The 19,246-nt window shown below is 53.4% G+C and carries 21 protein-coding genes; all 21 read right to left on the reverse strand.

Annotation, left to right across the window (positions count from 1 at the left end; all coding sequences use genetic code 11):
• Positions 1–22: 22 nt before the first annotated feature.
• The 21 genes from ACE419_RS02155 to ACE419_RS02255 all read right to left on the reverse strand — a co-directional run bounded on the left by ACE419_RS02155 (position 23) and on the right by ACE419_RS02255 (position 19,203).
• Positions 23–1,348 carry an S-layer homology domain-containing protein gene (locus ACE419_RS02155; protein WP_435720862.1) on the reverse strand — a complete coding sequence of 442 codons (1,326 nt, stop codon included), beginning with the start codon at positions 1,346–1,348 and terminating at the stop codon, positions 23–25.
• A 262-nt stretch (positions 1,349–1,610) separates the two neighbouring features.
• The gene (locus ACE419_RS02160; RefSeq protein ID WP_435720863.1) at positions 1,611–2,114 is read right to left on the reverse strand and encodes a 2-thiouracil desulfurase family protein; all 504 of its coding nucleotides are present in this window, start codon (positions 2,112–2,114) and stop codon (positions 1,611–1,613) included.
• Positions 2,115–2,139: 25 nt separating this feature from the next.
• Positions 2,140–2,721 carry a 3'-5' exonuclease gene (locus tag ACE419_RS02165; protein ID WP_432648308.1) on the reverse strand — a complete coding sequence of 194 codons (582 nt, stop codon included), beginning with the start codon at positions 2,719–2,721 and terminating at the stop codon, positions 2,140–2,142.
• A gap of 3 nt (positions 2,722–2,724) precedes the next feature.
• Entirely contained in the window at positions 2,725–4,128 is a 1,404-nt protein-coding gene (gltA, locus tag ACE419_RS02170; RefSeq protein WP_435720864.1) for an NADPH-dependent glutamate synthase, read from the reverse strand.
• The gene (locus ACE419_RS02175; protein ID WP_435720865.1) at positions 4,128–4,973 is read right to left on the reverse strand and encodes a sulfide/dihydroorotate dehydrogenase-like FAD/NAD-binding protein; all 846 of its coding nucleotides are present in this window, start codon (positions 4,971–4,973) and stop codon (positions 4,128–4,130) included. Before ACE419_RS02175 ends, gltA begins: the two co-directional genes overlap by 1 nt.
• A 23-nt stretch (positions 4,974–4,996) precedes the next feature.
• Positions 4,997–5,740, reverse strand: coding sequence for a methylenetetrahydrofolate reductase (locus ACE419_RS02180; RefSeq protein WP_432648361.1), 744 nt, complete (start codon positions 5,738–5,740; stop codon positions 4,997–4,999).
• A 189-nt stretch (positions 5,741–5,929) separates the two neighbouring features.
• Positions 5,930–7,396: a DASS family sodium-coupled anion symporter gene (locus ACE419_RS02185; RefSeq protein WP_435720866.1), complete on the reverse strand. Its 1,467-nt coding sequence runs from the start codon at positions 7,394–7,396 to the stop codon at positions 5,930–5,932.
• 301 nt (positions 7,397–7,697) lie between these two features.
• Positions 7,698–9,365, reverse strand: coding sequence for a formate--tetrahydrofolate ligase (locus tag ACE419_RS02190; RefSeq protein WP_435720867.1), 1,668 nt, complete (start codon positions 9,363–9,365; stop codon positions 7,698–7,700).
• 49 nt (positions 9,366–9,414) lie between these two features.
• Entirely contained in the window at positions 9,415–10,293 is an 879-nt protein-coding gene (folD, locus tag ACE419_RS02195) for a bifunctional methylenetetrahydrofolate dehydrogenase/methenyltetrahydrofolate cyclohydrolase FolD (RefSeq protein ID WP_435720868.1), read from the reverse strand.
• Between the two features lie 55 nt (positions 10,294–10,348).
• Positions 10,349–11,197 (reverse strand): 4-hydroxybenzoate octaprenyltransferase, encoded by an 849-nt coding sequence (locus ACE419_RS02200; protein WP_432647756.1) that lies wholly within the window; start codon positions 11,195–11,197, stop codon positions 10,349–10,351.
• Positions 11,194–12,654, reverse strand: coding sequence for a menaquinone biosynthesis decarboxylase (locus ACE419_RS02205; protein ID WP_432647755.1), 1,461 nt, complete (start codon positions 12,652–12,654; stop codon positions 11,194–11,196). The genes ACE419_RS02200 and ACE419_RS02205 overlap by 4 nt, the downstream gene beginning before the upstream one ends.
• Positions 12,655–12,700: 46 nt before the next feature.
• Positions 12,701–13,492, reverse strand: coding sequence for a twin-arginine translocase subunit TatC (gene tatC / locus ACE419_RS02210; RefSeq protein ID WP_432647754.1), 792 nt, complete (start codon positions 13,490–13,492; stop codon positions 12,701–12,703).
• Between the two features lie 27 nt (positions 13,493–13,519).
• The gene (locus tag ACE419_RS02215; RefSeq protein WP_432647753.1) at positions 13,520–13,738 is read right to left on the reverse strand and encodes a twin-arginine translocase TatA/TatE family subunit; all 219 of its coding nucleotides are present in this window, start codon (positions 13,736–13,738) and stop codon (positions 13,520–13,522) included.
• Between the two features lie 147 nt (positions 13,739–13,885).
• Entirely contained in the window at positions 13,886–14,305 is a 420-nt protein-coding gene (gene tatA / locus ACE419_RS02220; RefSeq protein WP_432647752.1) for a twin-arginine translocase TatA/TatE family subunit, read from the reverse strand.
• Positions 14,306–14,378: 73 nt separating this feature from the next.
• Positions 14,379–15,350 (reverse strand): polyprenyl synthetase family protein, encoded by a 972-nt coding sequence (locus ACE419_RS02225; RefSeq protein WP_435720977.1) that lies wholly within the window; start codon positions 15,348–15,350, stop codon positions 14,379–14,381.
• Positions 15,351–15,507: 157 nt separating this feature from the next.
• Positions 15,508–16,095 (reverse strand): hypothetical protein, encoded by a 588-nt coding sequence (locus ACE419_RS02230; protein WP_435720869.1) that lies wholly within the window; start codon positions 16,093–16,095, stop codon positions 15,508–15,510.
• 28 nt (positions 16,096–16,123) lie between these two features.
• Positions 16,124–17,122 carry a flotillin-like protein FloA gene (floA, locus tag ACE419_RS02235; RefSeq protein WP_295632631.1) on the reverse strand — a complete coding sequence of 333 codons (999 nt, stop codon included), beginning with the start codon at positions 17,120–17,122 and terminating at the stop codon, positions 16,124–16,126.
• 50 nt (positions 17,123–17,172) lie between these two features.
• A complete protein-coding gene (locus ACE419_RS02240) occupies positions 17,173–17,826 on the reverse strand; it encodes an NfeD family protein (RefSeq protein ID WP_435720870.1) in 654 nt (217 codons plus the stop codon).
• 173 nt (positions 17,827–17,999) lie between these two features.
• The gene (locus tag ACE419_RS02245; RefSeq protein ID WP_435720871.1) at positions 18,000–18,449 is read right to left on the reverse strand and encodes a GatB/YqeY domain-containing protein; all 450 of its coding nucleotides are present in this window, start codon (positions 18,447–18,449) and stop codon (positions 18,000–18,002) included.
• 92 nt (positions 18,450–18,541) lie between these two features.
• On the reverse strand, positions 18,542–18,724 hold the full coding sequence (rpsU, locus tag ACE419_RS02250) for a 30S ribosomal protein S21 (RefSeq protein ID WP_005841552.1): 183 nt from the start codon (positions 18,722–18,724) through the stop codon (positions 18,542–18,544).
• A 131-nt stretch (positions 18,725–18,855) separates the two neighbouring features.
• On the reverse strand, positions 18,856–19,203 hold the full coding sequence (locus ACE419_RS02255; protein ID WP_432648429.1) for a histidine triad nucleotide-binding protein: 348 nt from the start codon (positions 19,201–19,203) through the stop codon (positions 18,856–18,858).
• Positions 19,204–19,246: the final 43 nt, after the last annotated feature.

Consider the following 19,246-nt stretch of genomic DNA (forward strand, 5'->3'; position numbering starts at 1 on the left):
ATGTAATTGGGAGTTCTGATAATCAGAAGTACACATCGATACGGCCGAAGAGTTTCGATGCATCTTTGTCTGCAGCAATATCCTTGCCGTTGAAGTATTTGGCAACGAACTGGATGTTCTTGAAGGCCGTATAAGTCGTGCCGACTTCGATGCCTTTCTGGCCGCCGTCAACACCATCGCCGTACGTCGACCATGGAGCAGCGTACTGGCCGAGGTTGCGGTAAGCAAGGTACATGCCCCAAGTGCCTGGGTTCTCCTGCTGAGCCCCCTTGTAATCGTACTCGAAGCTGTAGGCGTTCTTGTAGTTGTCAGCCTTCGTGTTCTGGGCATATTCTGCCTTGAAGAAATTATTATGGTCGAAGCGATAGCCGGCATTGACAAACCAAATATTCGCCTTAAACTCGTTGTCCTGACCAGCCTTGTAATCGCTGTTATAAGCTTTCGGCAGGCTGCCAGTGAACGTAGCACCGCTCATATGCTCATAACCAGTGTTGCCATAGAATTTGTTCTTGGCGTAGCCGAGATTGACAGCCTGGAAATTCGTCGTATCATCCGTACTCTTAAATACGTTGTTCATCTGTCCCTTCAAATCGCGGCCAAAATCACCAAACTGCGTTGCGTCGAGGCGGCCGGCTTCCATCGTAACCTTGAGGTCCTTGCCGAACGTTACGGCTGCACCGGAATACGGGTCATCCGTCGTTGAAATGAGATTGATGGCATTCGGCAGTTTACCGAGCTTGACATTGAAGTTGTCATAATGACCTTCAGCCCAAACACGCTTGAGGTCAACTTTGCCGTCATTGTCGCCACCTTTGTCTTTATCAAGTTTTAAATCAGCATCGAGACGGGCATGTACATCCCAGTTTTTGTTGATTTCGGCTTTCGGCTCGAGACGGAAGACGAGGTCATCATCGTTATACTTGCGCTCTTTGGCCGTCGTGCCGGCATCATGACGCGTGCTCGTATACGTGTACTCGACGAGGCCGTTCCATTTTACTTTGTCGGCATTGCGCTCGAGGTTGCTGACGCGGACGCCAAGGTTGTTGAGTTCATCGGAGAACTCGGCAGCGAGTTTGTCGATGAGAGCCTTGTCGGCAGCGGAGACATCGCTCTTGGCCATGGCCTTTGCGATCATCTGGGCCATCTCATAACGCGTGATGTTCTGATTTCCGCGGAAGGTCGTGTCGCCATAACCTTCGATAACGCCGTCAGCTGCGAGCTGCGATACAGCGTCGTAAGCCCAATGGTCAGCCGGTACATCCGAGAACGGATTGGCGGCAGCGAACGTAGTCGATGCGGCGCCGACAACCAGAGCAGTCGTGAGTGCGGATACCAGAGTCTTCTTCATAATAAACTCCCCCTAAAAGATGATTGTTTCGCATCGCTTCTTTTATGAGTGTCCATGTTTCCTCATATTTCCCCTAGCGATACTTCGGCTTGTTCTTATTGGAACTGTTTTTAGTATAGCATATGGGAACGGTTTCTGCAAGCGTTTACTATTATTTACTTTCATACTAAGAAAAAAAATATAGGCTTGTTAAACACAAAGCCTATATTTCCGTATATCAAAAAAAGATAATAATAAATCAATATAAAGTAAGGGCTCCCGCTCATAACCGATAATTATCACGGCGGATATCTTCGGCAATGAGCTCTTCCAAACGGTCAGGCGTCATATCCTCTTCCGAATAGACAGTCAGGCCATGCTGCTGCAGCAGGGCCGCAGTCACGCCAGTGCCACGGATTTTAGTCCCCGTGAAGCTGCCATCGTAGATGCGGTGTACACCGCAGGAAGGACTGCCGTCCTTCAGAATAGCGGTTTCCGCATGATAGGTCTCGGCAATGCGCAGGACCTTCTCCGCCCCAAGCCGCATCGCCGCGGTCAAATCATGTCCCTCAGCGTCGACGATTTTTGCCCTGTCCTCCAAAACCTTGCGCCCCGTACCATAGCGGATCTCCATCGGTGTACGCGGTACGGGCAGTCTGCCGAAGCACTCCGGGCAGACAGCGACAAAGCGGCCGCGCGCATTGTATTTCTGCAGCAGTGCATGGTCATTGCTGCCGCCGTTGTATTTGACTTTATGCCCTAAAAGGCACGCACTGACCAAAATCATATTATCCTTCTTTCTCTGCTCCTGCTTAGCCGAAAAGTCCGCTGGGCCGGAAGGCAAATGGCGAAATGCGGATGCCGAGATGACGCGCGAGGGCCTCAAGGCTTGCATCCGAAAGTTCCTGCCCCGCACGAATCGGAATTGCCGCACAGGCCTTGGCATCTTCCAAGGCATCGTGATGGCGGAAATGCAGATTGAGGTATGCTCCGACCGTACTGAGTTTATGATTGGCAAGATTCGGCCAGGCCCTGCGCGCAATTGCCACGGTATCGCAGTAAGAAAAATCCGGTGCAGAAAGGCCATACAGAGTCAGGCAGGCCCGCAGGACGCCCATATCGAATTTGGCATTATGGGCAACGACCAGCTGTCCTGCCAGATGCTCCCGAAGCTCCGGCCAGATACCGGCAAAATCAGCGACATTTGCCGTATCTTTTTCCGTAAGGCCGTGAATCTGGGTATTGAAATAACTGTAGCGATTCTCAGGCGGTCGGATCAGCGTATAATACGAGTCTGCCAGCTGGCCGCCGCGAATCGTCACGACAGCTACGCTGCAGGCTGAATTGCGCGCTCCGGTAGCCGTCTCAAAGTCGATTGCTGTAAAATCCATCATTTCTTATTTCTTCTTGCTCTGCAAATACTTGTCGATGGCCGCAGCAGCCTTGCGTCCTGCTCCCATCGCGAGAATGACCGTCGCGGCGCCCGTGACGATATCGCCGCCCGCAAAGACGCCTTCCTTGGACGTTGCGCACGTCTCTTCGTCTGCCGCGATATTGCCGCGCTTTGTCGTCTCAAGCCCCGGTGTCGTATGCGCGATAATCGGGTTTGGACCCGTGCCAATGGCGATGATGACCGTGTCCATCTCCATATTGAATTCTGAACCTTCGATTGGAATCGGACGGCGGCGGCCCGAAGCATCCGGCTCACCGAGTTCCATGCGGATGCAGCGAAGGCCCTTGACCCAGCCGTTCTCATCGCCGAGCACTTCGACCGGATTCGTCAGGAGCTTGAAATCGATTCCCTCTTCCTTAGCATGGCCGACTTCTTCCGCGCGCGCGGGGATTTCGGCCTCGCTGCGGCGGTATATAATGGAAACTTTTTCAGCTCCAAGGCGCAGAGCCGTGCGGGCTGCATCCATCGCGACATTGCCGCCGCCGACTACGGCGACGTGTCTGCCGACCTGAATCGGCGTCGCGTATTCCGGGAATTTATACGCTTTCATGAGATTGCAGCGCGTCAAGAACTCGTTGGCCGAATAAACGCCGTTGAGGCTCTCGCCCGGAATGCCCTGAAAACGCGGCAAACCTGCGCCCGTACCGATAAAGACGGCATCAAAGCCCTCTTCCTGCATGAGCTCATCGACCGTGTAAAGGCGGCCGGCGACAGAATCGAGTTCAATCTTGACGCCGAGTTTTTCGATGTTCTCGATTTCCTTCTTGACGACCGTGTCCTTCGGCAGGCGGAATTCCGGAATACCGTAGGACAGCACGCCGCCGGCCTTGTGCAGGGCCTCAAAAATCGTTACATCGTAGCCTTTCTTGGCGAGGTCGCCGGCGCATGAAAGGCCGGAAGGCCCTGCACCAATGACGGCGACTTTCTGAGCATCTTTTTTACGTTCAACAGGCTTGACCTCTTTATTGGCAGCAAGCTCGCGGTCCGCGACAAAACGCTCGAGACGGCCGATGGCGACAGCTTCTCCGCGCTTGGCGAGGATGCAGTGCTTCTCGCACTGATTTTCCTGCGGGCAGACGCGGCCGCAAATGGCCGGCAGGGCATTGGATTCTTTAATGGTCGCAATGGCGCCGTCAAAATCGCGTTCCTTGAGCTTGCCGATGAAGGTCGGAATGTCGATGGCAACAGGACAGCCCTTGCGGCACTGCGGCACTTTGCAGTGCAGGCAGCGTTCCGCTTCGGCCACAGCCGTATCTTCATCGTAGCCGAGGGCGACTTCATCAAAATTATGGGCACGGACCTTCGGGTCCTGCACCGGCATTTCATGTTTCTTGAGTATCAGGGCCATTACTTTTCTCCTCCCAGACCGATATGGCAGACATGGTCTTTTTCGATGGCTTCTTTGTCGCGGTACATGCGCTGGCGGCTCATAAGTCCCTTGAAGTCCACGAGATGGCCGTCAAACTCCGGACCATCGACACAGGCAAACTTCGTCTCGCCGCCAATGGTCACGCGGCAGCCGCCGCACATGCCCGTGCCGTCGACCATGATTGGATTCAACGATACGACCGTGTGGATGCCAAGGTCACGCGTCGCGTCGGCCACACTCTTCATCATGATGACGGGGCCAATGGCCGTAATCTGCGCAATTTTTTCGCCGCGGTCGACAAGAGCCTGCACGGCATTCGTGACAAAGCCCTTGATGCCATACGAACCGTCATCCGTCGTCACGAGGACTTCATCCGTCACGGCCTTCATCTCGTCTTCCATAATGAGGATGTCCTTATTTTTTGCGCCCATGATGGCAATGACCTTGTTGCCGGCCTCTTTCATCGCGCGCGCAATCGGATACGTCGGTGCAACGCCGATGCCGCCGCCAACGACGACCATCGTGCCGTCAAGTTTCTTGATTTCCGAAGGACGGCCAAGAGGACCGACAAAATCGAGGATGCTGTCGCCCGCGTTCAGGGCTGCGAGTTCCATGGTCGAGGCGCCGATAGCCTGAAAGACAATCAGGATTTTTCCCGTCTCGCGGTCATAATCGGCAATCGTCAAGGGGATGCGTTCGCCCTGCTCATTGACGCGCAGCACGATGAACTGACCGGCCTGCGCTTTTTTTGCCACGCGCGGCGCTTCAATCTCCATCGCGTAGACATTCGGCGACCATTCCTCTTTGCTAAGGATTTTAAACATACTTCACTCTCCTATATACATTGTCAGGCAAGAACACCTGCGAGATAGGCCTCGAGGTTCGTCTTGATCGGCATCAGATACACATTAGCCCCCTCACGCTCCGCATAATCCATGACTTTTTTCGCAAAATCCACGCTCCATGCAAGCGTCGGCTCAAAATCATGCGGGAAAACCACATGGTTCTTGCGCTCCCAATAGCTCTGCGAACGCGCGCTCATGACAGGTGACACGCCCCAATAGACTTCAAGCCCCTGCAACATGTCGGCATAAACTTCCAGATAGCGCATATCAAAGAACGGCTGCGTAAAGAAACCTGCGGCACCGGCCTGCAGTTTGCGCCTGATGCGGTAAAGCTCCTGCGCCATCGAGCCGCGGTACTGGTCAATGCCTGCATAGACCTTGACTTCCGGCATCTCCTTGCGGAACTTCCAGATGACATCGACACTGTTCGTCGGATAAACTTCATGCATCATATCCTGCGGCGGATCGCCTTCAATGACAAGCACCTCACGAATATTGTGTTCGCGCAGATAATCCTTCATCGTAAGCTCTTTTTCAAGATCGATATCCATCGCACGGATATGCGGCATCGAGTTTTTAAAACGTTCCTGCGCAATCGCCGCCCCCTGCCAGCTGCGAATCGGAAAACGCAGAAGGTCGGGGATATTGATGACATCGACTTTATTTTGGAATTTGCCAAGCAGGGAAAGTTCCTGCCGCAGACTGTCCTCATCGCGTGGAACGAGTTCTACTGAGATACGTTTCATAGGGATCCTCCGAAAGGTAATCGTCAAAAAAAGCTACAAATATCAATAATATTGTAAAGTCTTTCCCCACATTTTGCAAGTACGCTCTTCTTTTCTGGAAATACCTGTCCCCTGAGGGCATTGCCTCCAAAATAAAAAAGCACAGCAAACATGCTGTGCTCCTATATAATAGAACAATATGACTAAAACTCAAAGAATCAGTCCCAGCCACTTCCAATACGTATTGGTCAGCAGCAGGATGGTCAGGTACGCAAAAATCGTCAGTGGAATGCCCGTCTTGATGAAATCCTTGACTTCGAACGTGTCGGTACTGTAGGCAATCATATTCTGCGGGGCATTGACCGGCAGGATGAAGCCAAAACAGATCGTGTACTGCAGAATCATGACCATGCCGACAACATTGAGCGTTGTATTTTCCGCTGCTCCCTGCAGAACGGAGATGCAGATTGGGATCATGGCCGAAGAGAGGGCCGTGGCACTCGCAAAACCGAGATGTATGAGAATCAGGAACAGCGCGAGAATCGCGATAATGAACGTCGCCGAAGCATCGAAAAGTCCGAAGGAATTGACTATGACATGAGCAATCCACTCACCGGCTTTTGTCGAGAGAATTGTCGAACCAAGGCTGATGCCGACGCCGAACAGCAAAAGCGTGCCCCAGTTGATGCGCTCCTGCACTTCTTTCCACGTCATAATGCCGATGCCCGGCATCATCATGAGCGTGACGGCGACAATCGTCGTCGAAGAGGTGTCGAAAGGATGAACGATTTTTTCCGTAGCCCAGAAGAAGAGCAGGACAAGGGAAATGAACATGAGCTTCTTTTCATCTGTCTTCATGGGCCCCAGCGCCTTGAGTTCCTGCTCGATTTTTTCTTTGCCTCCCGGGATTTCCTTCATCTCAGGCGGCATGAGCTTGAGCAGTACGAAATAGAGCACGACACTCATGATGATGGCAAAAGGAGCTGCCGCAATAAACCAGTCAAGCCAGCTGATGGTCGTGCCGAGCTGCTTTTCGATAAAACCGAGAGCGACCATATTCTGCGCAGCTGCCGTCTTGATGCCGACATTCCAGATGCTGTCAGCCTGCGCCACGGCAATGAGCATGATGGCCGCAAACTTGCTCTTGCGCGAAACACCGAAAACAGCGATGATGCCCATGACGATTGGCACCATGCAGGAAACGCGCGCCGTCGTGCTCGGTACGAAGAAGCTCAGCACAAAGCCGACAAAGATGACGCCGGCGAGTACATGGTGCGTCTTGGCACCGATTTTGGAGAGGACGAACAGGGCAATGCGTTTATCAAGCCCCGTTTTCATCATGGCTGCCGCAATCAGCAGGGCTGCACCGACGAGAGCCAAGGCTGTGCTTGAAAAACCGGTCAGTGCCATCTTCAAGGCACCTGACGTGCCGAGCATCTTAGACGGATTGGCCATATTCGGCGCCGTGCCAAGCAAAAAGGCCATCAATGACATGATGATGCCGGCAGATACCGGATAAGAGACCGCTTCTGTCATCCAGATGATGACAGAAAAAATGAGAATTGCCAGCATGCGGTGTCCGGCCGTCGAAAGGTCCGGCGGCGTCGGAATCAAAAGCAGCAGGATGAGAACGAGAAAGCCCACAGGCAGCCCCATGCGGCTCAGATTTTTCTTCATAGTACATTCCTCCCTAAAACATTTTCCCCTATTCATATATCCATAAAAAAAGACAGTCCGCTCCCGACGAACCGTCTTCGCCACGATTGCAGTGCGCCATTGCACTTATATCGTATATTTATATATTATATGCTTAAGGTGTATATCTATAATAGCGCAGAAAATATGTCTTGTCAATGTGTATGCCTGTATACATATAATCATCTATCTGATAACAAAAAATCGCCATATCGTAAAGATACAGCGATTTCTGTTGCATGGGCGTGCTCATGCCCTTCGTCATTTGTGATCTTGGTGAGCTTTAGAAGAGGCCCGTGATCTTGCCGTTGACGTCAATGTCCATGTTCTCTGCAGCAGGATGCTTCGGCAGGCCCGGCATCGTCAGGATGTTGCCAGTCAGGGCCACGATGAAGCCGGCACCGGCACTTACACGCAATTCCTTAACCGTGATACGGAAGCCCGTCGGACGGCCGAGTTTCGTCGCATCATCCGACAGGGAATACTGCGTCTTGGCCATGCAGACCGGCATCTTGTCAAAGCCGAGTTCTTCAATCTCCTTAAGCTGTTTTTTGGCAGCCGGCGTGAAGTCAACACCATCGCCGCCGTAGATCTCGCGCGTGATTTTCTCAATCTTTGCGGGAATGCTCTCGTTAACATCGTAAATGAAATGGAAGTTGTTCGGCTTTTTCGTCGCAGCTTCGACTTTGTCCGCAAGGGGCAGACCGCCTTCACCGCCCTTGGCCCAGACTTCGGAAAGAGCGACTTCCGCGCCGAGTTCGTTGCACTTCTTCTCGACAAAATCGAGCTCTTCCTTCGTATCCGTCGGGAAGGCATTGATGGCCACGACAGCCGGCAGGCCGAACTTCTGGATATTCTCGATATGCTTCGTGAGGTTGGCAATGCCTTTTTCAAGAGCGGCCATATCTACTTTGTTGAGTTCTTTCTTGTCAAGACCGCCGTGCATTTTCAGCGCGCGGACCGTGGCGACGATAACCACGGCATCCGGCTTCAGGCCGGCAAAGCGGCATTTGATATCGAGGAATTTTTCCGCGCCGAGGTCCGCACCGAAGCCGGCCTCCGTGATGACATAATCCGCGAATTTCAGGGCAAATTTCGTCGCCATGACGCTGTTGCAGCCGTGGGCGATATTCGCGAACGGGCCGCCGTGAATGAAAGCAGGCGTGCCCTCAAGCGTCTGAACGAGATTCGGCTTGATGGCGTCCTTGAAGAGCAGTGTCAGGGCCCCCGTGACATTGAGTTCCTTGGCGCGGATGGCACGGCCCGAACGGCTGTAGCCAATGACGATTTCACCAAGGCGCTGTTTCATATCCTCGAGGTCTTTCGCGAGGCAGAGGATGGCCATCATTTCCGAGGCCACCGTGATATCAAAGCCCGTCTCGCGCGGCGTGCCGTGTGCCTTGCCGCCGAGGCCGATGACAACGTGGCGCAGGGCGCGGTCGTTGAGGTCCAGCACGCGCTTCCACGTGATGCGGCGCACATCGATGTCAAGGGCATTGCCCTGCTGGATGTGGTTGTCGATGACAGCTGCGAGCAGGTTATGAGCCGTTGTGATGGCGTGAAAGTCACCCGTAAAATGCAGGTTGATATCTTCCATCGGCACAACCTGGGCATAGCCGCCGCCGGCAGCGCCGCCCTTGAGGCCAAAGCACGGGCCAAGCGAAGGCTCGCGCAGAGCAACGGCCGTCTTTTTGCCCTGACGGTGGAACGCATCGGCAAGGCCGACACTTGTCGTCGTCTTGCCTTCGCCAGCCGGCGTCGGGTTGATAGCCGTTACGAGGATGAGTTTGCCATTTGGTTTATCCTTGACACGTTCCCACGCAGACAGGGCGACTTTTGCCTTGTACTTGCCATAGAGCTCGAGTTCATCATCCGCGATGCCAAGCTTTGCGGCAATTTCTTGAATGGGGCGCATCTCGGCTTCCTGTGCGATCTCAACATCGGTTTTCATTTCTGTACCTCCTGCAATTCGTAAGGGAAACAACACTAACAATATTTATTTATCGAAGCTGCATTTCTGCAGCGCGGACAACATTTTCCATGAGCATGGCGACGGTCAAAAGGCCGACGCCGCCCGGAACCGGCGTGATGGCACCGGCCACTTCTTTGACGCTTTCAAAATCCACATCGCCGACGAGCTTGCCTTTTGGATGTTCTTCATCGGGAGCAAGGCGGTTGATGCCAACATCAATGACCGTCGCTCCTTTTTTGACCATATCGGCCGTGACAAAGCGCGGACGGCCGACAGCTGCCACAAGGATATCGGCCTCGCGCGCGACAGCGGGCAAATCCTTCGTATGACTGTGACAGATCGTGACCGTCGCGTTTTTGCCGAGCAGAAGATGGAGCATCGGCTTGCCGACGATGTTGCTGCGGCCGATGATGACAGCGCGCTGACCGTCCATCGGGATGCCCGCGAGCTCGAGCATGCGCAGGCAGCCGTACGGCGTGCAGGGCACGAGGCCCGGCTCCCCCGTCACGAGACGGCCGACATTTACAGGATGAAAGCCATCGACATCCTTTTCCGGACGGATGCGCTCGAGGATTTCGGACTCATGTGCGGCAATCTGCTTGGGAAGCGGCAGCTGCACGAGAATACCGTGAATCTTCCTGTCATCATTGAGGGCATCAATTTTCGCGAGAAGTTCTTCCTTCGTCGTCGTCTCCGGCATCTCGATGACTTCGGAGTAAATGCCAAGGGCCTCGCAGGATTTGTGCTTGTTGCGCACATAGACCTGCGACGCGGGATTGCTGCCGACAATGATGACGGCCAGCCCCGGCTGCACGCCGTACTTCGCGTGAAGGGCCTCTGCCTTTTTCTTCGCATCTTCGCGGAACTGCTGGGCAAAGACCTTGCCTTCCAAAATACGAGCTGTCATAGAATCACCTTTCCTATCTCTCTATCTCTGAAAAAAGCAAAAACAAAAGTAGATGTCAGATATAGAAACTCAGCCAGGTACAAACAAAGATGGCAACAGAAACGATGCCATTGCGCATGAAGTACCGCTGTGTCACGCGGGAAAAATCTGTGGGGCTCACAATCTGATGCTGGTAATAGAGCGTACCGCCGGCAATGCCGACGCCGATAAAATACAGGAAATCCAGATTCATCATAATGCCTACCGTAAAAAAACACAAGATGCAGATGATGTGCAGAGCATCCGCAATGCGGAAGGCCCCAGCGGCCCCATAGCTCACGGCCAGAGAGTGAAGTCCCTGAGAGCGGTCAAACTCCTCGTCCTGTGCGCCGTACATCGCGTCAAACGCGCCAATCCAGAGGGCCACAGCAATGCAGAGCACAATGAGGGGCATGGATATCGTGCCGCTGACGCCAACCCAGCCGCCCGCCGGTGCCATGGCAATCGCCAGTCCCAAAAAGAGATGCACCCAGCCCGTCACGCGCTTCATGAAGGGATAAATAATGAACGGAATCGCGGCTAATGGCAGCAGATAAATGCAGATGGGCTGCAGCTGCAGAACCGAAAGCACCATGAGCACGAGACAGATGACGATAAACACCAGCGCCTCGCGCTTGGAGATTTTCCCTGCCACCATCGCGCGGTAAGCCATGCGCGGCTGCTGGCTGTCATATTTGAGGTCCGCCCAGTTGTCGATGGCCATCGCTGCCGCGCGGCCTGTCGTAATAGCCATGGCAATCCAGAATAAATCGAGGAGGCGCGGATGGCCCCCCGCTGCCAGTACGGCGCCCATAAAGGCGAACGGCAGGTCAAAAATCGTGTGGTGCAGAGCAACATTATTGATATGTGCCTTGATGGAAATCAATCGAGTCCAAGCTCCTTCCACTTCGCGTCAACCCTGGCCTTGATATTCTCAGACATCGCGATTTCATCCGGCCACTGACGGCTGTGTCCTTCTTCCGGCCACGTCTTCGTCGCATCGATGCCGAGCTTGGCACCCCATTTGGCCATCGGCGAAGAATGGTCGAGCACGTCGAGCGGCCCCTCGACGATTTCGAGATCATGCTTGGCATCAATATTATTGAAGACACGCCAGGCGACTTCGCTGATATCCTGCACATCGACATGAGAGTCGACGACGATGATCATCTTGACATTCATCATCTGCCCCATGCCCCAGAGCGCATGCATGACTTTTCTGGCCTGCATCGGATACGATTTCTTGATGGAAACGATACAGCAGTCGTGGAAAACACCCTCAAGCGGCATGTTGATATCGATGATTTCCGGCTGCATCTGCTGCAGCAGCGGCAGGAAGATGCGTTCCGTGGCTTTCGCGAGAAAGCAGTCCTCCATCGGCGGCTTGCCGACAACCGTGGCCGAATAAATCGCATCTTTGCGGTGCGTGATGGCCGTGATGTGGAAAACCGGATAATCATCGGCCAGCGAATAATAGCCCGTGTGGTCGCCAAACGGGCCTTCGCGGCGCATTTCATCCGTCTTGACGTAACCCTCGAGGATGATTTCGGCCGTGGCCGGCACCTCGATGTCAACGGTCTTGCACTTGACCATTTCGACGGATTTATGGCGCAGGAAGCCGGCAAAGACCATCTCATCGATATCGCGCGGCAGCGGCGCCGTCGCCGCATACGTCACGACAGGGTCCGTGCCAATGGCCACAGCTGCCTCAATGCGGTCGCCGCCCGCGGCCTTCATGTCGCGAAAATTCTCCGCGCCGTTCTTGTGAATGTGCCAGTGCATGCCCGTCGTGCGGCTGTCGTATTTCTGCAGACGGTACATACCGACATTGCGCTTGCCCGTCTTTGGATTTTTCGTAAAGACGAGCGGCAGCGTCACAAACGGACCGCCGTCATCCGGCCAGCACTTGAGGATAGGAATATCATCGAGGCTCGGATTTTCCGTCTCGACGACTTCCTGACACGGTGCATGTTTGACGTATTTCGGGAAATTGATAGCCCGTTTAATCATCGGGATCATCGTGACAACGCTCATTTTATTCTGCAAAGACACATACGGCAGCTTCATCATCTCGCGCAGTTCATCGGCCACATCATCGAGCTTTTCAACGCCGAGAGCCATGGCCATGCGCTCATAACTGCCAAACGCATTCATGAGCACCGGCATCTTCGACCCCTTGACGTTCTCGAAAAGCAGAGCGACATTCTTTTCGCCCTTCATCTTCGAAACGCGGTCCGTGATTTCCGTAATCTCAAGCTCCGGGTCTACTTCTGTCTTAATGCGTTTCAAGAGACCTTTGCTCTCAAGGTCTGCCATAAATTCGCGCAAATCCTTGTATGCCAAGAAAATTCCTCCTTACATTTCCCAATAATTTCTGCACCTTGCACTCTTAATTCCGCAATATGTAGCGGACAATGAAATAGCCCACCTCGTAAAGCACAATCATCGGCAGGGCAATCATCGACTGCGTAAAGACATCCGGCGTCGGCGTGATGATGGCACCAGCGACAAAGGCCAGAAAGATGACAATACGCTGGTACTTCTTGAGGATGGCCGAAGTCAGGATGCCCATCTTGCCGAGAATCGTAATGATGAGCGGCAGCTCAAACACGAAACCGAACGGCAGCACAAAGGTAATAACAAAGTCAAAATACTTATTGACCGAAAACAGCGCCTGCAGTTCATCATTGCCAAAGCCCATAAAGAAGCGGATGCCGGCTGGCAGCACGAGGAAAAACGAAAACGATAATCCTGCAAAGAACAGGATGACCGAGACCGGTACAACGATGCCGAGCACCATGCGTTCCTTACGCGTCAAAGCCGGCAGGAAAAAACGCCATACCTGATAAAATACGATGGGCAGGGCCATGAGGAAGCCGGCTACTACGGCAACCTTCAAATACGTGAAAAAAGCTTCCGATGGCTGCATATAGTAAAGTTTGCCGGCCGGCAGTGTCAAATAATGCATGATCTCATCGATGAAGTAATAACCGACACAGCTGCCAAGGCCGATTGCGATCAGGCATTTTATCAGGCGGCTGCGCAGTTCGGTAAGATGCGCAACAAGAGACATCGTGCCATCATCATCGGGCTCCATGTCCTGCGCGGCCTCTGCGCTCTGTACGGCAGTCTCCCTCTGCTGCGGAGCTTCTATTTCTTCAAATTGTCTTTCTTCTGCCATTTCTGCCATGAATACCTCTTATCCTGATCACTTCTGCTCGTCTTTTTTCGGCGGGATTTCTTTCGTCTGTGCCGTGACATCAATCATCTTGTCGTCGGCTTTTTTATCCTCTTCTGCACTTGCTGATTTGAATTCGCGAATGCTCTTGCCAAGCGCCTTGCCAACATCCGGCAGTTTGCCCGGTCCGAAGATGACAAGACCGATAATCAAGATGAGCACGAGTTCCGGTACGCCTAATCCAAACATAATATTTCCTCCTAAAATAAAAATATGTGAATACATGCTATCGTCTGCGCAAAGCAGACCAGCAGGACTTTCATCCAGCTCTTATAATCTCAATTTATATCATAATAACTAAGAAAGAAAAACGGGCGCAAAAAACTGCGCCCTGCCTCAAGCTTCTTTGTTCTCTTTGCCTGACGGCTCTTTTTTTGCCTGTGCCTCCGCAATCTGCTGACGGACGCTGTCCTGTGTCGGTGCCTGATAGACAGGTGATGCAGGCTTTGCCTCCGCTGCAGGGGCTGCCGTGCTGCCCTGCGGTGCGTTTTTGTCTGCGGCCGCTGGTTTTGCAGCTGCAGGAGCTGCTGCCTGCTGCGCTGCAGGGGCTGCGGGCGGCGGTGTCTGCTGCGCTGCCGGACGCTGCGGCTGATTCTCCGGTGCGTTGATAGCCTGTGATAAGGCATTTGACGCCTTACGGAATTCACGAATGCCCTTGCCGAGCGTGCGGCCCATCTCCGGCAGCTTGCCGGGACCAAATACGATGAGCCCGATGATCAGGATGAGCACGAGCTCCGGTACGCCAATTCCAAACATAATGTTCCTCCGTCAATGAATCTCTATTACCTTCTGTCTTCTATTTTCATGCCTATTGCACGCAAAATCAATGTCAGAAGTCACGGTCGCCGATAAAATCTGCTACCATCTCATAAGCCTCACGGATTTCTGAAGGCAGGCTCTCCGGCAGAGACGCTTTCGCCTGTTCCAGATAGGCATCGGCCTTGTCCTTGGCAAAATCAACGCCATCCGTCGCCTTGACAATGGCGAGCGCACGCTCGACCATTTCATCCGTCATGTCCATATCCGTAACGATGGCTTCAAGCTCTTTGGCATCTGGGCTGACTTCGAGTGCCCGGATGACAGGCAGGGTGACAATGCCCTGACGAATGTCATTGCCGGCCGGCTTGCCGATTTTCTCCGCCGTCTGCTCGATGTCCAGGAGATCATCGGTGATCTGAAAAGCCATGCCGATGCAGTGACCGTATTTGCCGAGCGCTGCCACGTCCTCTTTTGTCATGCCGCCAACCATAGAACCGAGCTCACAGCAGATCTCAAGAAAATCTGCCGTCTTCTTTTGGATGCGTTCATAATAATCAGCCATGCCGCGCGATGCCTGATAAATGGCATTGTCCTGAATGATTTCACCGACACTCAGATTGCAGACAAGTTCTGCCAGACGCTTCGAGACATGGGCATCGTAGTCCTCCTCAGCAATCAGCGTGAAGGCCCTTGCAAAAATATAATCACCGGAAAGAATCGCGACCTGATTGTTCCAGCGGGCATTGGCCGTGGCCGCACCGCGGCGCGTATCCGCTTCATCGATGACATCGTCGTGAACCAGGGATGCCGTATGGATGAGTTCGAGTGCTTCCGCCAGCGGCAGAACATGGGCGAGGTCAAACGACTTGCCGCCGTGAGCCGAGAGCAGACAAAGAGCCGGACGAATGCGTTTGCCGCCCGACGTAACGATATGCAGCCCGACTTCGGTCACGAGTTCATTCGTGGAAGTCACAGCTTTCTGCAGCCCCTGTTCCAGCACTTCGAGGTCGCTTTTTATTACATCAAACATCTGGTTTGACAAATTCATCACCTACAAAACCTTACTTTTATTTATGACGCATAATACATTCTATAATTTTACTACAGAATCATCGTTTTGTCATGGGAAAAACTCACAACAAAAGGAAAGCCTCCCCAAAAATTGGAGAGACTTGTTCTTCTTTCTTATTCCTGCTCTATTATTTGCGCCAATACGGATTCTTATGGCGATAGGCCTTCGGTTTTCCCAAAAGCTCCGCCATGACAATGGACTGCTGGATGGAAGCAGGCGTAAATTGAGGCAGAATCGGTGCCTTTCTCCGTGTCTTCTGTCCCGGAAGCTTGGCCTGCTGCTCGTAAATGGCCTCTTCTCTGGCGCGGATAGCCTCTTCTTCGGCCTTGCGCTCCTCTTCATAGGCCGCTTCGCGGGCCTTATCCGCCATTTCCTCGCGATAGGCCTCCAGCATGTCCTGCATCTTTGTGCCGGGCTCGCGGTAGACGCCTTCATCCGTCTGACCGGAAGGCAGCTGCGCTCCTTTTAAATCGGGAATTTCAAAGGGCAGTGAGCTCTTCTTTTCGGATTCCGGCTGCGCCTTTGTCCCCCATGGCTGCGGCATGGGCGGCGGCAGCTGCTCATCCGCATGAGAAGAATTTTCTCCCGCCCGTCTCGGCATCTCCGGAAAGGGAAACGGAGGCCTTTGAGCCGGCGGCTTTTTCTTGCCCCCCAGCTTATCCGTGAGAATGGCCATGACGGCGAAGAGGATAATCGCCAGAATCGATGAATCCATCAGCCATGCCCCCTTTCTTTGCCTTCACTCATTTAACAGGCTGCGTCGGACGCATCTTATCATCTGCCCCAGCCGTACTGATGGCATTGCGCATATCCGTGTCAGCCTGTACATTGTTGAGATTGTAATAATCCATGACACCGAGGCGGCCTTCGCGCAAAGCTTCGGCCATCGCATGCGGGACTTCGGCCTGTGCTTCGACGACTTTTGCCTCCATCTCCTGCGTATACGCTTTCATTTCCTGCTCTTTGGCGACGGCCATCGCACGGCGCTCCTCGGCCTTAGCCTGCGCGATGCGCTTATCAGCTTCAGCCTGATCCGTCTGGAGTTCTGCGCCGATATTGCGGCCGACATCGACATCGGCGATATCGATGGAAAGAATCTCAAAGGCCGTACCGGCATCAAGGCCCTTGCCGAGTACCGTTTTACTGATGTCATCCGGATTGGCCAGCACGTCATTGTGACTTTCCGAAGAACCGACCGTCGTGACTATGCCCTCGCCGACACGTGCGATGATCGTCGGTTCGCCGGCACCGCCGACGAGGCGGTCGATATTGGCACGCACGGTGACGCGCGCCTTGATCTTGAGTTCGATGCCGTTACGCGCGACGGCCGAAACCACAGGGGTTTCAATGACTTTTGGATTGACACTCATCTGCACGGCTTCAAGCACATCACGGCCGGCGAGGTCAATGGCCGCAGAACGCTCAAACGGCAGAGGAATCTGCGCGCGGTGCGCGGCAATCAAGGCATCGACAACCTTGTCGACGTTGCCGCCCGCCAGATAATGGGCCTCAAGCTGATTGACCTGTACATTTAACCCTGCCTTATTGGCCTTGATGAGCGGCAGGATGATTTTAGCCGGCGGCACGCGGCGCATGCGCATGCCGACAAGGGTGACAATGCTGACATGGACATCGGCAGCCAAAGCCGAAATCCAGAGCCCCAGCGGCACAAAATGAAGAAAAATCATGATGGCCGCGACAATGAGCACAAGAATGAATGCGGATGTGATAAGAGATGCCATAAAAACGCCTCCTGATTTTTTTACCTATAAAACTTACTCAGCTTCCCTGCTTACTGCTCAAGCTGTTTTGCTGCTTCCAACCGGCGCACGACGACGCGGCTGCCATGGACCGAAACGACTTTTACCTTTTCGCCCTTCTGGATGAAAGCGCCTTCCGAGACCACATCGACAGGATGGCCCGCCAGCATCGCCGTGCCCGAAGGGCGCAGCTCGGTAAGGACAATTCCCTGCTGACCGACGAGCTGGCGCTCTTCATGGGCGCTGATATAGCCGCGCTTGGCCGTCGACTGGTCCTTGAGCACAAACTTTTTCCAAAGCCGGCTCGATGGCAGCTGATTGACAATCAGGGCAAAGACGGCAATCGCTGCCATCAGGGAAATCACCAGCACCGAAACGGCCGCCAGATTGCCGCCAAGGGCCAGCACGACACTGTAAAGCATCGCGGCCACGCCGACACCAGCCAAAAGTCCGATGGTCGGCAGCAGCATTTCGATGATGATGCAGAGGATACCGCCGAGAAACAGACCGATCTGGAAAAGGTCAACCGTACCTTTGACATACTGACTCCCCCAGAATACACCGGCCGCCACGATGCCGAGCATGACGCCGGCACCTGTACCGCCCGTCTTGACTTCCACAAAAATGGCCAAAAACATGATGGCCAGCAGCAGGACCTGCAGAATTGGCATGCTGACAATATCCATATTGCTCCTCCTTTCATTTCTGCCTGTCTGCTTAATCAGACCTTTGTATCTTACTATCATCTTTTTAATTCGACAAAAACAGGCAAATACCTTTAAAAAAAGAAGCCGCCGTATGGCAGCCTCTTTTTATTCTGATTCATTTTTATGTCTTGGAGATGGACAAAGTTTCTTGTTCAGCCCTGCAGCATGCTGCGAACGAGCGTATTGACCATCTTGCCATCGGCACGGCCCTTGACTTTTGGCATCAGCATGCCCATGACCTTGCCCATATCCTTTGGCGTCTTGGCTCCCGTCTTCTCGACGGCTTCCTTGACGAGTGCACGGACTTCGTCTTCCGAGAGCTGTGCCGGCAGATACGGCATGAGCACATCGATTTCAGCCTGCGTCTTTTCTACGAGGTCATCGCGATTGCCCTTCTTGAATTCCTCGATGGAATCCCTGCGCATCTTGACTTCCTTGCTGATCACACCGATGACTTCATCATCGCCGAGCTCTTTGTGGCCGCCGTCAATTTCTGCCTGACGGATGGCACCGCGCACGAGGCGGATGACGGACAGGCGGTCCTTCTCATGTTTCTTCATTGCCTCTTTCATATCGGCCGTAAGCTGTTCCTTGATGGACATAAAGGTTCTTCCTCTCTTTTCTATAGGATGCAAAGAAAATAAAAAGGCACCTGCGGAGCATGGGCTCGCAGGCGCCGGTCGCAAATGACGGATTAACCTCTGTACTTGCGTTTACGAGCTGCCTCAGATTTCTTCTTGCGGCGAACGCTCGGTTTCTCATAATGTTCACGTTTTCTCACTTCAGCAAGCGTACCAGCCTTCTGGGACATACGCTTGAAGCGGCGGAGAGCACTATCGATCGATTCGTTTTTACCAACTTTGATTTCGTTTGCCATCTATTTTTTCCCCCCCTCCACTTAACATGGGAGTTTGTGTCTTTAGAATTACACCACACCATTATACAGCAGGACATAATCCACTGTCAACACTCTCCAAAAGTTTTAGGGAACTGACTCCATGCAGTTCCTCAGCCTGGAGGCCATTGCATAGAGCGGCCGCCAAGGAGGTGGAAATGCAGATGCTTCACGGTCTGTCCGCCCTCATCGCCGGTATTGGCCACGACACGGAACCCTTTTTCGTCCACACCAAGCTTTTTGGCAAGCTGCGGGATGACATCGACGAGAATATGCGAAACGAGAGCCTTATCCTCTTCTTTGAGGGCCAGCAGACTTTCGACATGTTTCTTCGGGATTATGAGCACGTGCTCCGGAGCCTGCGGTTCAAGGTCACGGAACGCCACCACCGTATCGTCTTCATAGACCAGATTCGACGGAATTTCTTTCTGTGCAATCTTGCAAAAGATACAATCTGCCATCTTCTTCACCTCCTTCAGCTGCGAACGGGCCGCTTAGGCCCAT

The sequence above is a fragment of the Mitsuokella apri genome, from assembly GCF_047974105.1.
Taxonomy (GTDB): Bacteria; Bacillota; Negativicutes; order Selenomonadales; family Selenomonadaceae; genus Mitsuokella.